General features: G+C 53.9%; 16 protein-coding genes. 8 read left to right on the forward strand and 8 right to left on the reverse strand.

The window, feature by feature from the left end:
- Nucleotides 1-290 precede the first annotated feature (290 nt).
- The 8 genes from BMY60_RS03840 (at nt 291) to BMY60_RS03875 (ending at nt 8,117) form a co-directional block, all read left to right on the forward strand.
- Complete coding sequence (locus BMY60_RS03840) at nt 291-731, forward strand: CBS domain-containing protein (RefSeq protein WP_090331352.1); 441 nt, start codon at nt 291-293, stop codon at nt 729-731.
- 46 nt (nt 732-777) lie between these two features.
- Entirely contained in the window at nt 778-2,163 is a 1,386-nt protein-coding gene (locus tag BMY60_RS03845; protein WP_218141614.1) for a Na(+)-translocating NADH-quinone reductase subunit A, read from the forward strand.
- A gap of 6 nt (nt 2,164-2,169) precedes the next feature.
- On the forward strand, nt 2,170-3,369 hold the full coding sequence (locus tag BMY60_RS03850; protein WP_090331354.1) for an NADH:ubiquinone reductase (Na(+)-transporting) subunit B: 1,200 nt from the start codon (nt 2,170-2,172) through the stop codon (nt 3,367-3,369).
- The gene (locus BMY60_RS03855; RefSeq protein WP_090331355.1) at nt 3,362-4,171 is read left to right on the forward strand and encodes a Na(+)-translocating NADH-quinone reductase subunit C; all 810 of its coding nucleotides are present in this window, start codon (nt 3,362-3,364) and stop codon (nt 4,169-4,171) included. Before BMY60_RS03850 ends, BMY60_RS03855 begins: the two co-directional genes overlap by 8 nt.
- A gap of 4 nt (nt 4,172-4,175) precedes the next feature.
- Nucleotides 4,176-4,841, forward strand: coding sequence for an NADH:ubiquinone reductase (Na(+)-transporting) subunit D (locus BMY60_RS03860; protein WP_090331357.1), 666 nt, complete (start codon nt 4,176-4,178; stop codon nt 4,839-4,841).
- Nucleotides 4,841-5,449 (forward strand): NADH:ubiquinone reductase (Na(+)-transporting) subunit E, encoded by a 609-nt coding sequence (gene nqrE, locus BMY60_RS03865; protein WP_090331358.1) that lies wholly within the window; start codon nt 4,841-4,843, stop codon nt 5,447-5,449. The genes BMY60_RS03860 and nqrE overlap by 1 nt, the downstream gene beginning before the upstream one ends.
- A 164-nt stretch (nt 5,450-5,613) precedes the next feature.
- The gene (gene nqrF / locus BMY60_RS03870) at nt 5,614-6,834 is read left to right on the forward strand and encodes an NADH:ubiquinone reductase (Na(+)-transporting) subunit F (protein ID WP_090331360.1); all 1,221 of its coding nucleotides are present in this window, start codon (nt 5,614-5,616) and stop codon (nt 6,832-6,834) included.
- Nucleotides 6,835-6,857: 23 nt separating this feature from the next.
- On the forward strand, nt 6,858-8,117 hold the full coding sequence (locus tag BMY60_RS03875; protein WP_090331362.1) for an FAD:protein FMN transferase: 1,260 nt from the start codon (nt 6,858-6,860) through the stop codon (nt 8,115-8,117).
- Between the two features lie 13 nt (nt 8,118-8,130).
- On the opposite strand, the gene BMY60_RS03880 is transcribed toward BMY60_RS03875, so the two are convergent.
- The 8 genes from BMY60_RS03880 to BMY60_RS03915 form a co-directional block, all read right to left on the reverse strand.
- Complete coding sequence (locus BMY60_RS03880) at nt 8,131-9,879, reverse strand: complex I subunit 5 family protein (RefSeq protein WP_090331364.1); 1,749 nt, start codon at nt 9,877-9,879, stop codon at nt 8,131-8,133.
- Complete coding sequence (locus BMY60_RS03885) at nt 9,876-11,375, reverse strand: complex I subunit 5 family protein (protein WP_090331366.1); 1,500 nt, start codon at nt 11,373-11,375, stop codon at nt 9,876-9,878. The genes BMY60_RS03880 and BMY60_RS03885 overlap by 4 nt, the downstream gene beginning before the upstream one ends.
- Nucleotides 11,372-12,838, reverse strand: coding sequence for a complex I subunit 5 family protein (locus BMY60_RS03890; RefSeq protein WP_177166571.1), 1,467 nt, complete (start codon nt 12,836-12,838; stop codon nt 11,372-11,374). Before BMY60_RS03890 ends, BMY60_RS03885 begins: the two co-directional genes overlap by 4 nt.
- Complete coding sequence (locus BMY60_RS03895; protein WP_090331368.1) at nt 12,838-13,146, reverse strand: sodium:proton antiporter; 309 nt, start codon at nt 13,144-13,146, stop codon at nt 12,838-12,840. The genes BMY60_RS03890 and BMY60_RS03895 overlap by 1 nt, the downstream gene beginning before the upstream one ends.
- Nucleotides 13,143-14,102, reverse strand: coding sequence for a hydrogen gas-evolving membrane-bound hydrogenase subunit E (gene mbhE, locus BMY60_RS03900; protein ID WP_218141615.1), 960 nt, complete (start codon nt 14,100-14,102; stop codon nt 13,143-13,145). The genes BMY60_RS03895 and mbhE overlap by 4 nt, the downstream gene beginning before the upstream one ends.
- On the reverse strand, nt 14,090-14,389 hold the full coding sequence (mnhG, locus tag BMY60_RS03905) for a monovalent cation/H(+) antiporter subunit G (protein WP_090331372.1): 300 nt from the start codon (nt 14,387-14,389) through the stop codon (nt 14,090-14,092). The genes mbhE and mnhG overlap by 13 nt, the downstream gene beginning before the upstream one ends.
- Entirely contained in the window at nt 14,376-14,657 is a 282-nt protein-coding gene (locus tag BMY60_RS03910) for an MrpF/PhaF family protein (protein WP_090331374.1), read from the reverse strand. Before BMY60_RS03910 ends, mnhG begins: the two co-directional genes overlap by 14 nt.
- Nucleotides 14,658-14,906: 249 nt before the next feature.
- Complete coding sequence (locus tag BMY60_RS03915) at nt 14,907-15,416, reverse strand: Na+/H+ antiporter subunit E (RefSeq protein ID WP_218141616.1); 510 nt, start codon at nt 15,414-15,416, stop codon at nt 14,907-14,909.
- Nucleotides 15,417-15,690 lie beyond the last annotated feature (274 nt).

Below are 15,690 nucleotides of genomic sequence, written 5' to 3' on the forward strand. Positions count from 1 at the left end.
CTACTCTTGTTTGATTTTGGGATAAACTTTAACCTGCTGGAGGTATCCATTCAGATACATTAGAAGGACGACAATCAGGAAATTATTTTTGTTGTCTTCGAAATAGCGTCAGGCAAGGCATGAGAAGCGCGGCTTGCTTATTGTTCCGAATGCGCAACGAATAACGCGGTATGGCGCCATTTTAATGACAACCCATTTTGACCCCCCGCGGCGTTATCATTCTAATACAATTATAAAAAATCCGAGAAAATCGGAGATGCACAGAATACAATTTATAAAGGAGCTTTACCATGAAAACTGTCGAGCAATTATTGCAGGCCAAGGGACACAAAGTCATCAGCATCGCCCCTGAAAAATCGGTTTTTGACGCCATGCAGTCAATGGCCGAATACAATACCGGTGCACTGCTGGTCATGCGGGACGACGAGCTGGTCGGGATTCTGACCGAACGGGATTTTTCCCGCAAATCTTATTTGCTGAATAAACCGGTCAAGGATATTCAGGTCAAAGAAATCATGACGCGCCATGTCGCTTATGTTGGTCTGAACGATACCAATGAAAATTGCATGGCGCTGATCACCGAATTGCGTATACGTCATCTGCCTGTTATCGATAAAGATAAAGTCATCGGTATTCTGTCGATTGGCGATCTGGTGAAGGACGTGATATCCGAGCATCAATTCGTTATCGAGCAACTCGAACGCTACATATACGATACTCCCGAAATATAAATCCGCCCAACTTTCGCGCCGGACGTTACTTTCAGGAATACGGGTTATGCTGATAAGGATTAAGAAAGGGCTCGATCTGCCCATTAGCGGTCAGGTCAACCAGGCGATAGTGGAACAGGCGGCTCCTGTTCATCATGTGGCTGTACTGGGCCCGGATTATATCGACCTCAATCCTGCCATGCAGGTCAATGAAGGCGATGACGTCAAGTGCGGTCAGGTGCTGTTTACGCACAAAAAGCTGCCAGACGTTCGATTCACGGCACCGGGGGCGGGCAGGATTATTGCGATTTGTCGCGGCGCGCGGCGAAAGCTTTTATCCGTCGTTATTCAACTTGGCGCGACAGACAATCACGCAACTGAAGGCCATGAAACTTTTTCTGCTTACGCGCCTGACCGGTTGCCCGGTCTGACAACCGGTCAGGCCAGGGAAAATCTTCTCGCCTCAGGTCTGTGGACGGCACTGCGCACGCGGCCTTACAACAAAATACCCGATCCGGGAACGCAACCCGCTGCGATTTTTGTCACTGCTATCGATACCAATCCGCTCGCTGCCAGTCCCGCGCCGATTATTCGTGAGCAGGCCGGATCCTTTCATCATGGTCTTAGCGTGCTGGCGCATTTAACGTCCGGATCGTTGTGGGTGTGTAAAGCGTCTGATGCGGATTTTCCGTTACCCGGTAATCTGCCGCAATTACATGTGGCCGATTTTGCCGGACCGCATCCGGCCGGTCTGGCTGGTACGCATATCCATTTTCTGGAGCCTGTCGATGCGCGCAAAACCGTCTGGTATCTTAATTATCAGGAAGTTATTGCGATTGGTAAACTGTTTACCACTGGGCGGCTGTGGACTGAGCGCATCATTGCGCTTGGTGGGCCGCAAGTCAGGCGGCCGCGTCTGTTGCGCACACGGCTGGGCGCGAGTCTTGAGGACCTTCTTGAGAATGAGCTCAGCGCATCCGCGGAGACAGATAACCGCATTATCTCCGGTTCGGTCTGGTCCGGACGGCAGGCTTCCGGGTGGTCGACCTACCTGGGCAGGCATCATTTGCAGATCAGCGTCATCCGGGAAAAACCGGAACGGGAATTTTTTGGCTGGCTGATACCCGGACGAAGAAAGTTTTCGCAAATGAACGTAATGCTGCCGGATTTTTTTCGTAAACGTCATGAGGCCTTCGATTTTACCGCCGGCCAGAATGGCAGCCTACGCGCCATGATACCCACCGGCAGCTTTGAAGAAGTCATGCCGCTCGACATTTTGCCCACGCAGTTGCTGCGCTCGCTGCTGGTTGGCGATACCGAGATGGCACAGAAACTCGGATGTCTCGAACTGGATGAAGAGGATCTCGCGCTGTGCTCCTTTGTTTGTGTCGGTAAGCATGACTACGGTACGCTATTGCGCGAGAATTTAAGACAGATCGAGAAGGAGGGCTGAAGAACGATGCGGCGCTGGCTGGAATCCATGAAGCCGGTGTTCTCCAAAGGGGGACGGTTTGAGAAATATTATGCGCTGTATGAAATGGTGGATACCTTCCTGTATACGCCTGCCGATACCGCGCGCGCCGCGCCGCATGTCCGGGACGGCGTCGACCTGAAGCGTCTGATGAGTTATGTCGTGGTTGCGCTGATTCCGTGCATACTCTGGAGCTGGTTCAATACCGGTTACCAGACCAATCTCGCCCTGCAGGAGCTTGCCATTGTCAAGAATGACTGGCGCGGCCTGCTGCTGCAAGCCCTCGGTATTGGCTTCGATCCGGGCAGTATTCTGGCCAATATGGCGCATGGTTTTTTATATTTTTTACCGATTTATCTGACCACGTTAATCGTCGGCGGCTTCTGGGAAGTACTTTTTGCGGTTGTACGCAAGCATGAGGTTAACGAAGGCTTTCTGGTGACTTCCATGCTGTTTGCATTGACGCTGCCGCCGGATATGCCGCTGTGGATGGTCGCACTGGGCATCAGCTTCGGCGTGGTGATCGGCAAGGAGGTTTTCGGCGGCACAGGCAAAAATTTCCTCAATCCCGCGCTGGTCGGCCGCGCTTTTCTCTATTTTGCCTATCCTGCGGAAATTACCGGCGACCAGGTGTGGGTGGCGGTCGATGGTTATTCGAGCGCGACTCCCCTGGGAATGGGCGCGCTGGGCGGAATCGACGCCATCACCGTTGCCGGGTATACCTGGTGGCAGGCGTTTATCGGCCTGATACCGGGCTCACTCGGCGAAACCTCGACGCTGGCCTGTCTGATCGGCGCGGTTTTCCTGATTTATACCAAAGTCGCATCCTGGCGGATTATCGCCGGTGTTTTTCTGGGCATGGTAGGGACAGTGCTGCTGTTCAATGTGCTGGGCAGCGGTGACAATCCGATGATGGCGATGCCGTGGCACTGGCATCTGGTACTGGGCGGTTTCGCTTTCGGTATGGTATTCATGGCGACAGATCCGGTTTCTGCTGCGATGACTACCGCAGGGCGTTGGGTTTTCGGTCTGCTGATCGGGTTTATGACGGTATTGATACGCGTAGTGAACCCGGCCTTTCCGGAAGGCATCATGCTGGCCATTCTGTTTGCCAATATTTTCGCACCGCTGATTGATTACGTGGTAATCCAGATCAATATCCGCCGGAGGCTGCGCCGCCATGGCTGAGTCCGGTTCGTCCCGCAAGCCGCGTTCTTCGCACAGCAACGCAAAAACGTTGCTGGTGGCGTTTGCGGTCTGTCTCGTCTGCTCACTGCTGGTCGCCAGTGCCGCCGTACTGCTTAGGCCGATTCAGCAGGCTAACCAGCATATCGAACGTCAGCGCATCATCGTCGGGATTGCCGGTTTGATGAAGCCGGATCTGAATGTCGCGCGGACCTATCGGCAGATCGATGTTGCCATGATAGAACTCAGTAGCGGCCGTGTGGTCGATACACTGGATCCGGAAAATTTCGATATCGCAAAAGCGGCCAAAGACGAGCATCTATCGGAACCACTACCGCGCAGCGCAGATCCGGCGCAGATCCGGCGTAAACCCCGATATCTGCCAGCCTATCGGGTCAACGATGACAGTGGGCGACTGAAAACGCTGATTCTGCCGGTTTACGGCTACGGATTATGGTCTACACTGTACGGCTATATTGCATTACGGGAAGATTTGCGGACGATACAGGGTGTCCGGTTTTACCAGCACGCTGAAACGCCGGGACTTGGCGGAGAAGTCGACGATCCCCGGTGGCTCGATTTGTGGGAAGGCAAAATTGCCTTTGACGATAACGGAGATCCGCGTATTGAGCTGGTCAAGGGTACAGTGACCAGCGCCACGCCGGATAATCAGCATAAAGTGGATGGGTTGTCAGGTGCAACGTTGACTTCCCGCGGTGTGACGCAGTTATTGAATTTCTGGCTGGGAAGGGAGGGTTTTGGCCCTTACCTGACCCGCCTGCGCGAAGAAAGAGAAAGGGGTTGATAGTATGACTGATTCTGTTCGCAAGATTTTGTTTTCTCCGGTCGTTGACAATAATCCGATCATTCTGCAGGTTCTGGGCATCTGTTCGGCGCTCGCGGTGACCACGCAGCTGTCGACGGCGATTACCATGAGTATTGCGCTAACGCTGGTCGTTGCCTGTTCGAGTTCGGTGATCAGCCTGATTCGTCATCATATACCGGCCAATATTCGAATTATAGTGCAGATGACTGTTATTGCCTCGCTGGTGATCGTGGTTGATCAGTTTCTGCGTGCCTTTGCCTATGAAATCAGCAAGGAGCTGTCGGTTTTTGTCGGATTGATTATCACCAACTGCATTGTAATGGGCCGTGCGGAGGCGTTCGCCATGAAAAATCCGCCCTGGCCGAGTTTTCTCGACGGCCTGGGCAATGGACTCGGTTTCAGCGCAATTTTACTGACCGTCGGAACAATCCGTGAACTGTTCGGATCAGGCACTTTGCTGGACTATACAATTTTTCCGCTGGCCAGGGACGGCGGCTGGTATGTTCCCAACGGCCTGTTGTTGTTGCCGCCGAGTGCGTTTTTTCTGATCGGATTGATCATCTGGGTGGTGCGTTCATGGAAAAAAGCACAGGTGGAACAGGCTGAATTCCGCATCAAGGAAATGCGTCGACCGACTGAGACCACCTGATGGATACGCTTGTCAACCTGTTTATAACCGCGGTTTTTGTCGAAAATCTGGCGTTGTCTTTTTTTCTGGGCATGTGCACTTTTCTGGCGATTTCAAAAAAAATTGAAACGGCGCTGGGTCTCGGTATTGCGGTGATCGTCGTTCAGGCACTGACCGTGCCCATCAACAATCTGATCTATCGCTATCTGCTGCGCGACGGCGCGCTTGACTGGGCCGGACTGTCCAGTGTCGATCTCAGCTTTCTGGGTTTTGTCAGCTACATCGGCGTCATCGCTGCGATGGTGCAGATTCTTGAAATGTTTCTGGATCGCTTCGTGCCCGCGCTGTATAACGCGCTGGGTATTTATCTGCCGCTGATTACCGTCAATTGCGCGATTCTCGGCGGCACGCTGTTCATGGTGGAGCGCGACTATACTTTTGCGGAAAGCGTTACTTACGGATTCGGCTCCGGTTTCGGCTGGGCGCTGGCGATTACCGCCATGGCCGGCGTGCGCGAGAAGCTCAAATATTCGGATGTTCCCGACGGTCTGCAGGGGCTGGGCATCACGTTCATCAGCGCCGGATTAATGGCGCTGGGTTTCATGGCATTTTCCGGCATCCGGCTGTAATGGAGAAATAAAGCACGCTTATGAGCATCCCAAAAAATCCGGATTTTGTCGCAACATTCTGTTTTTCGAAAAAAATGCTTCCTTGCATAGCAGGCATATACTGCATCGACTTTGTTTATTCGCGCTTTGTTTTTCTTAAGGCGTTGAATTTTTAGGACACCCGTATGCTGGAAATTGCCCTGGGTGTATTTTTTTTCACGTCAATCGTCATTGCGCTGGTCTTTCTGATCCTGGGCGCGCGCGCTGTGCTGCTGACAGAGGGCAGTGCTCAGATAGTCGTCAACGACAAGCGCACCGTTGAAGCGCCGACTGGCGGAAAACTCCTTGGCGCGCTGGCCGGCGCGGGAATATTCGTGAGCTCACCCTGTGGCGGCGGTGGTTCCTGTGGTCAGTGCCGGGTAAAGGTTTTCGAAGGCGGCGGCGCTATTCTGCCGACCGAAACCGCGCATATCAATAAGCGCGATGCGCGCGCCGGTTATCGCCTGTCCTGTCAGCTGTCGGTCAAGCAGAACATGAAGATTGCCGTGCCTGACGAGGTTTTTGGTGTCAAAAAATGGGAATGCACGGTGCGTTCCAACGATAACGTCGCCACCTTCATCAAAGAGTTGATTCTCGAGCTTCCCGCCGGAGAAAATGTCGAATTCCGCGCGGGCGGCTATATTCAGATTGAGTGTCCGCCGCATCGCTGCGCGTTCAAGGATTTCGACATCGAGGAACGGTTTCGCAAAGACTGGGACCGCTTCAATCTCTGGCAATATGTTTCGCAAACCCGGGAAGCCGTGACACGGGCGTATTCGATGGCAAATTATCCGGAGGAACGCGGTATTATCGTGCTGAATGTGCGTATCGCCACACCGCCGCCGAAAACTGGCGGTATACCGCCCGGCCAGGGTTCATCATATATCTTCGCGCTCAAACCCGGCGACAGGGTTGATATCATGGGACCGTTCGGCGATTTCTTCGCGCGCGAAACCGATAACGAAATGATTTTCATCGGCGGCGGCGCGGGCATGGCGCCGATGCGTTCGCATATCTTTGATCAGCTGTGCCGTCTCGACAGCAAGCGCAAGATTACGTTCTGGTATGGCGCGCGTTCCAAAAATGAAATGTTCTATGTTGACGATTTCGACAGACTGGCGCACGAGCATAAAAACTTCGAATGGCATGTGGCACTGTCGGAGCCTTTGCCGGAAGACAATTGGGAAGGTTACACCGGCTTTATTCATCAGGTGCTGTACGATGTGTATTTGAAGCACCATCCCGCGCCGGAAGATTGCGAGTATTATTTATGCGGCCCGCCGATGATGAGTAAGGCGGTTACTGAAATGCTGCTGGATCAAGGTGTTGAACAGGAAAATATCCTGTATGATGATTTTGGCGACTGATTGTTATTTTTTATGACCAGGCTATGCGAATCCGATTATTGACACCTCTGCACACCGCCAGCATTTCCATCGCCGCTGTTCTGCTTATTATTGCCGTTGCGGCCGGTTTTGTCCGCTTTTCTGCGCCGCTGCTGGAATCGCATTTGACCGGCGGCACGATGGGCACCGGTTACACTGTCAAATACCGTCACGCGTCCGATGCTCTATCTGTGCAAGCGATCCGGATGGAAATCGAACAGCAGCTTGCAAAAATCAATCAAAGCATGTCCACTTACGGTGCCGGTTCTGAGCTGTCGCGATTCAACCGCTCCGGCTCGACCGAATGGATACCTGTATCTACTTCGCTTTACACCGTTCTCGCGGCTGCGCTTGAAATTGGCCGGCAAAGCGAAGGCGCGTTCGATATCACTATCGGTCCGCTGGTCAATCTCTGGGGGTTTGGGCCGGAAAAGCGGGTGCCGGGTATTCCCAATGCGGGCGAAATCGCCGCAACACTGGAACGCGCCGGGCATGACAAGCTTATGCTGGATGAAAGCGCGCGTGCTGTGCGTAAAACGCGTGTGGATGTCTATGTCGATCTTTCCGCAATCGCCAAGGGATATGCGGTCGATCAAATCGCTGCAACGCTTGAGCGCCATGGCATCGAACACTACATGGTCGAAATCGGCGGAGAAATCCGCGCGCGCGGAACCAATGCGCAGCAATTGCCCTGGCAGATCGGTATCGACAAGCCGCAGGTCTCAGGCCGTACGGTGCAGAAGGTGCTGCCTCTCGATAATGCCGCGCTCGCCACTTCAGGAAACTACCGCAACTACTTCATGATCGGTGACCGGCGTTACATGCATGTCATCGATCCTGCCACGGGCTGGCCGGCGGAAAGCCGCCTGGCTTCGGTTACCGTGCTGGCGGAGACCTGCATGCTTGCCGATGCCTGGGCAACCGCGTTGCTGGTGCTGGGTCTTGAGCGGGGGCTGGCGATGGCTGAGCAGCTTGGATTGCAGGTACTGTTCATCGCTGACCGCGGCGGCGTTTTTACCGAGCACGCTACCAGCCATTTCGAATCCAGCAATGCACAAAATTTCGCCGCCACTTTTCTGGCGGCTTTTCTGGTCATGGCAATCGCCATAGCTGCCATGGCGATTGGCGTGATGATGGGCCGTAAGCCGATTGCCGGCAGCTGCGGCGGACTCGGGCGGCTGGGGCTGGGGTGTGACGGCGGCTGCGGCAAACCCTGTTCCGCGGACACGGATTGCAAACCTTCCACGGATAAACCGGAGCCGTGAACGCATTGCCGTGCTAATTGTTAACACCCGCAATGAACCCTATCCCCACTGCCATGATGATTGCAAACAGCATGGCCATTTCCCAGCGCGCCAGATAATTTTCGATGCCTTGAAGTTTCTCTTTTGCAATCAATTTCAGTTCTGCCAGATATGCTAACACTACTGTTTGCGCTTTATTCCAGTTGGTTGTGAGACGGATCAGGCCATTTTCTAAATAATGTAACAAAGGTAAAATGCGTGTCATTAGCACCAGTATATCCCCGGCAGGCGGGGCTTGAATTGCCCGGAACATACCCAGGCGCAATACAAGCCAGGTCATAGCTGCAGTCACCAGAACCGGCCAGAGGCTATCCGTTACAGGCAGCATTTTTATTTCCGGCACGCTCATGGCAGCTGCAAGCCACCAAGGCATCAGCAGAACCGCCAGCAGTAATATCGACCAGGGCCAAACCAGGCCTGCAGCGGGCAGCGAAACCGAAAGCGCAGCGGCAGGCCGGCACAGATAAAGCAAACGCGCCATGAGTAATGCGGTGGCCAGTGCGCTGACTGACAGCAGAAGTGGCAGCAGCGAATCCCATGGCGCTGCAGCATATACGGCATTTACTTTGACGAATTGCTTGGCAAGCATGCCGCTGGTCCAGGGCGCGCCTGCCAGCGCCAGCGCGGGAAGCCACATGACAAGCCAGATACGGCGCGGCAGCCTGCGGCCATCGCCAGTCGCAAGACCCGTACCCAAAAACAGGGCGCCTTTGCTCAAACCATGGTGCAGCGCATAAAAAGCAATCGTCGGTAAAATGAGCGGCCAGGCGGACGGAATCAACATGCCCAGCCCCACCACCATGGTCATGACGCCCATCTGGCTTATGCTGGAATACGCAAGCAGCGTCTTCGGCTCGTGCTGCATCAGCCCGATTACCACACCATAAAGGGCGGCCGCCAGTCCCAGCATGATCATGATTGCTCCCCAGCCGGGCAAGGCCATCTCGCCCAAGGGCAGCAGTTGCAGCCAGCCCAGCAGGCCGGCTTTAATCATTGCGCCTGATAAAACCGCGCTGGCCGGCGCGGGAGCGACGGGATGCGCCAGCGGCAGCCATATATGCAATCCAAGCATGCCCGCCTTGATGCCGAATCCGGTGACACCGAGCAGAATCACCCAGTACCGGTCCGCCGGATCCATCAGCGCAACGCCGGCGCGCATGGCGTCGAAGGCGGTGGCGCCGGTCATACCCGCCGCCATCAGCAGCGCAACGAATACCATCAGTTCACCCGCCACGGTCAAGATAATGTAAATTCGCCCGGCCCGTAAAGCTGCGGCGCTGCGATCAAAGACAATAAGGCCGTAAGCCGCAAAGCTCATCAAAGAAAAACCGAAATAAAATCCGAATACATCCTGCGCCGCAATCAGACCGAAATTGCCGGCCATCGACAGCAGAAAGTAAATATAAAATTCCGCGTGCCGGGTTGATCGCGACAGATAGGTACGGGCATAGACACCGGATACACTCCATAACACTGCTGTTAACAGCATAAATACCTGCTCCGTTGTATCCAGCCCCATTTCGCTGCCAAGCAGCATGCCGGGAAGCTGCCAGTACACCTCGCCAGATGCTGGCAGCAGGCTTGCCGCCAGCATCGGCAGTGCGGCCCATGGCGCCAGCAGCAGCGCCGGAATGCGCGTCGTCTTGAATCCCAGCAGGCAAACCAGCAGGAACGGCCAGGACACACCCAACAGTAGCCCGTAAAAACTCAGTGCGGTGTTCATGGGCGATAAAATTCCCGCTGTGCGATGAGTTTCACCCACTCCAGAGGACTGAACCACGCGGATGCCATCACACCCGCAAGAAGCGCTAGTGTTGCGGTGATAACCGGTGGCAGCAATAATGCCCAGGCGGTTTCTTTATTGCCGAAATTACGCACTTTAGGCCAGTTGTCCGGCGGATCCCGGAACCAGGCGCGGTGCAGAACCGGCAGGAAGTAAACCGCATTGAGAAGGCCGCTTCCGACCAGCACAGGAATCATCCAGTACTCGCCGGTTTCCAGTGCACCGAGTCCCAGATACCACTTGCTGACAAATCCGGCGATCGGCGGCGCGCCGATCATGCCAAAAGCGCCAATGGTGAATGCCGTCATGGTCCATGGCATACGCCGCCCGACGCCATTCATTTCGCGCACCTTGTGAATCCCCAGCGTTTCCGCGAGATTGCCCGCACAGAAGAACAACGTGATTTTCATCAGGCCCTGATGCACCAGATGCACGACACCGCCGATACTGGCCAGTGGTCCGGCGATCGCAACACCCAGCGTAATGTAAGACACTTGACTGACCGTGGAAAAGGCCAGTCTGCGCTTCAGATTATCCTGAGTCAGCGCGCGCAATGAACCGTAAAGAATCGTTATCGCCGCCAGACACGCCAGCGGTTCGGTAACGCCAAGTCCTGCGGCAAAATCGATGCCGAACACATCGTATACAACACGTACAATACCAAAAGCGCCGGCTTTCACGACTGCTACCGCATGCAGCAGAGCACTGACAGGCGCAGGCGCAATCATTGCCTGGGGCAGCCAGCCATGTAACGGAACGAGCGCCGCTTTTACACCCAGGCCGGCAATCAGTAATGCAAATATAATAATCAGAGCCGGATGATTTTCTTCATCAAGTGTGTGCAAAATGCCCAGCGGTTTGAATTCCAGCGTTCCCGTTAAAGTATAAAGCCACGCTGTGCCCAGCAACAACAGGGCGCCGCCGGACATTGTGTAAATAAGATAGGCTTGTCCTGCCTGCCGTGCCGCTTCAGTGCCCCGATGGACAACCAATGGATAGGTTACCAGTGTCAGCAGTTCATAAAACAACAGAAAAGTAATCAGATTGCCGGAAAGGGCCACGCCGCTCGTGCTGGTTACGCACAGACTGAAGAAACCAAAAAAGCGGCTGCGGTGCGGGGAACCTTCCAGATAGCCAATCGCATAAATTGTGGTCAATAGCCAGAGCAGGCTGGATAGCGCGATGAACAATAGCGAGAGGGAATCGGCGCGCAATACCAGATCAAGATTCGGCAGAAACACGATGCGCGCTTCATATTGATAGCCATGATAAACGCCCCATAACATCCATCCCGTCAGCAGCAGTTTGGAAAAGGCGCCGGCCAGATTGAGAACCGTGCGCCAATATACTTTTTCCTCAGGCAAACAGAAGATAATCAGACCCGGCAGCAGCGCGCTTGCCACTACCATCAACGGAAGCCAGACACTCCAGTTCATACCGCTTTCCCATCAATATTAACGGCAATGTCCAGGCGAATCAGCGTTAGAATTTCAGGCGCCATGAATCCCAGCAGAATGGCGCCGGCGGCCAGCAAAAAGGCCGTCCATTCCATGCTTGCGGATACGGTTTTGGCGTCATGCGGTTTTTCAGCTTGCGTAAACGCATATCCCAATACTTTAAAAACATAACCGGCGGCTAGCACCCCGCCGGCAATTATGACGAGGGCGAGATCCCACCGCTCCTGCGTCACGGCTGTCTCGAGCAGCAACCATTTTCCGGTAAAACCGCTGCTGGGCGGTAAACCCATGATGCTGACACCTGCCAGTGCAAAGGCGGCAACTGTTAGCGGCAATCGCTGCACGGCGCGATCCAGGTCTGTAATACGGTCATGACCGCCAAACTGTATCAGATTTCCGGTAGCCAGAAACATGGCGGATTTCGCCAGCGCATGCGAGAAAGCAAGATATACTGCAACACTCCAGATCATGTCATTGCTGCCTGAAGCCAGGGGATAAGCCAGGAATAGATAGCCGATCTGAGCAACGGTGGAATAGGCGACCAGCAATTTTATCCTGGTCTGGCACAAAGCCTGCAAGGAACCCCAGAGAATCGCTGTTGCGCCCAACAGGCCCAGTAACAACGCAGCGTTGTCGGCAAACGATCCGAAGATTTCCAGCCACAGGCGCAGCAGAATATAAAACGAAGCTTTTACGACCAACGCAGATAACAGCGCGCTAACCGGTGCCGGTGCGCTCGCGTGCGCCGGCGGCAGCCAGAAATTTAACGGAAAAAGTGCGGTCTTGAGCGCCAGACCGGCACTCATCAGTCCCAGAGCCGTCCAGACGGTGGCATTGGGCTCGATGCGTTGCGCCAGTGTCGCAATATCCACGCTGCCGGCATCATGATAAAGCAGCGCGACACCGAGCAGGTAAGTCAGCGATCCCAGCAGCATTGCCAACAGGTAACGCATGGCGCCGTTCAGGGCATCGATTCGGCCTGTCAAGGCTGTCAATGCAACGGCGGCCAGGCCGGTCAGTTCCAGCGTTACATAGAGATTAAAAATATCTGCAGAGAGAAACAAAGCATTCAGCGCAGCCAGTAAAAACAGCCAGATCGGCCAGAACCAGACGGCACGGCGTGACTCGAAATAACTGCTTGCATAAAAACTGATGCCCAAGCCTACCGTGGTAATCATGATCAACATACACAGACTCAGGCCATCGGCAAACAGATCGATACCCAATGGCGCCCCCCAGCCGCCCACGGCATGACGATACGCACCGTGCTCCATGATTCGCCAGCCCAGTCCCGCGACCGACAACGCAATACCCGTTACGGTGATGAGTCCCAGCTGTTTAGACATTACCGGCCAGAGAAAGCAGGCTATGCCGCCTGCCAGCGGCAGCATGATGACCACTACAGCCCAGTCGACAGCCGTGAGCATGGTTTCGATCTGCATTATTTTTTATGCCTGTCGGACAATGCAGCCTGACCGGTTTTTGCGAATATTTTTAACAGCAGAACAAGCATCAGCGCAGTCGCAGAGACGGCGATCACGATTCCGGTAATCACCATGGCGTGCGGAACAGGATCAGGATACGCGTCATGCGTTCGCTTTGCCAGTGCCACGAGCACAAGAAAAACGCCGCTGCCCATGATATTGAGCGCCAGGATTTTACGCAGCAGATGCGCATGTATGATCAGCGCGTAAAAGCCCAGCAAAAACAATCCCACGCCAACCAGGGCGTACAAGAGCGCATGATTCATTGATTTTCCGTATGATCAGGAGCTTCCGCCAGAAACAGCGCGGCCAAAGTCGCGGCGATTGATACTGTCGCCAGGCTTTCGAGCAACAGAATCAGCGTGCCGGCTTGCGCAGGAGGGTACGCCAACAATTGTCCTTGGTGCAGCATTGTCAGCAAGCCCAGGATGATAAAAGCACTTGCGCCGGCTGTCAGTGCAAACCGTAAGTACCGCAACGTAAAGCGGTCATGTGGCCGCCAGCCGCTCAACAGCATCAATACGCCAGCCGCACCCAGTACCGACCCGGCTTGAAAGGCGCCGCCGGGCGCATCGGCGCCGACCCACAGCAAATATGCCGCCACCAGTATAAATACCGGCGCCAGAAACCGTGAAAAAATATCCAGTACAGCAGCGGCAGGCCTTCTGGGCCGTGGCGGCAATCCGCCCAGCGACCAGATTCCCAGCAACGCCATCAGCAGTACAGTCATCTCCAGCATGGTATCGTAACCGCGAAAATTGAGCAGTACGGCAGTAACCGGATTACTCACGCCGCTGGCGTCAAGGTTTGCGGCGACATCCAGACGCAATCCATTCGAATTAGACGGCAAAACCCAGACTGCATAGCCTATTCCCGCTGCTGATCCTGACAGCAGAACGATTAATAATCCACGCAGAAACAGCGACTTGAAAGCCGGCTGTGCTGATAATACGAAAGTGTTTTTGCCGGTCATGGTTTGTAGCTTTGCTAGTGTGGCAAGCAAGATCGCACCGGTTAATCCGGCGCCGATGGCTGCCTCGGCCAATGCGATGTCCGGCGCGTCCAGCCGCACCCAGGCCAATGCCATCAGCAATCCGAAAGAAACGAACAATACAATGGCTTTAAACAGGTCCGGGCTAGCCAGAGCGTGCCACGCCAGCCATAGCAATGCCGCTCCCAGCACCGCATCGAATATCGCTACCGGCATCATTACGGTCTCCACACACGGATCCCCTTATGCCGCGCACGGCGGGCAATCAAATGAGAAACGCTGGCGCCAGCAAACAGCACCAGCAGCCAGATCAACAATAATTTGCATGCAACGAGCCATGATTCAGCCTGCAGGATCAATCCTGACACAATGAGACCCAATCCTACATTATCGGCCTTGGTGAGAGCATGAAGACGTGTGTAGACATCCGGCAAGCGTAACAGGCCGGCCGTGCCTGCGAAAAAGAAAATGCCGCCCAGAACGAGCAGGCATGCAGCTATATAATCAGTCGCGGTCATGTTCTGACTCCTTTATTCCCGGCCAGATGCGCCGCACGAATGTTACTGCTGTAACCGCTGCCAACAAAGCGAAAACCAGGGCAACGTCACGCAAAGCCGGATTGCCAGATGCTTGCGCCAGTAACAACAGTATCGCCACTACGGCCGTGCCAAATAGCTGGGCAGCCAGCATACGGTCGGCTGTAGTCGGACCGTGTAATACGCGCCACATTCCCACGCATAAATTGAGCAGCAGAAAAAGAGCCAGTACCTGATAAAGCGCTTGCATTCGTATTACACCTCCAACGTAACAGGTGTTGTAAATTCAGGCGGTTTGATCGCGCGCGCTTCTTGCGCGCAGCGCCTTTCAATAAATGTATCCGCGGCTTGAGATAATCCATCGCATCCTGCTCAAGAAAACCTGGTATTTTATGTATCAATGCATCCAGGTGTTTCCGGTGCCACGGCACGTTCCAGCGCGGGTTTGTAATTCCTGCCGGTCGCGGTTATGCACAAAATGTTCTTAATTCTTTCCACTTTACTGTTTCCTGCCTTCATGCTGTAAAGATACGCCAAACATTCGCGCCACGCGCCGTTCTACCGATTCGAGCTCGGTCATAAAATTCTTTTCTTTATCCAGTATATGTACTTTCAAAATATTTTGATTCAGATCGGCGCTTAATGTGCCCGGCATCAGACTGACTGTATTCGCCATAAAAACCTGCGGGAGCCCGGGCGGTATGCGCAGTGGATACGTTACCAGATCGGGCGCTATGGGCATAAGCGGGTGCAGTACGCGATAAGCGACATCCGCGCCGGCCGCAAGCGAACGTATCAGAAAGAAGGCAATGAAACCGGGCACTTCGGACCATATTAGAGGAACTGGTGAAACAAGCCTGGTACTTGCAATGACTGCGAACAGAATTGCTGGCGCACCGATCAGCCAGGATGACGGATCGCCGTTAGTGAGAATCAACCAAAGAATCGAAAATAATAATATCCGCAACACGATATCCAGCAAACGGTACTTTATTTTTTCAATTTTCACTATCATTTTTGGTGTGTTACTAAATTTTTTTCAGTTTAATTTGTGCGTGATTTAAACAGGCATCGAGTTCGATGATGGCAAATTGCCAGAATGACATAAGGTTTCGACGTCAACATATTAACATGGATAGAGTTCATTCCACCGGGCTAGGAATGAATGAAACCGGGACAAGTTATTACAAGAAATTTTTGCTTTTTTATAACCTGTTAAAGAACTTAGGAGCCGCGAATAAATAAGTGTGACAATTGGGCGCGTCTGGCGGGATGCAATGCAA

This window comes from Nitrosomonas sp. Nm51 (assembly GCF_900111165.1).
In the GTDB taxonomy this organism is placed as follows: domain Bacteria; phylum Pseudomonadota; class Gammaproteobacteria; order Burkholderiales; family Nitrosomonadaceae; genus Nitrosomonas.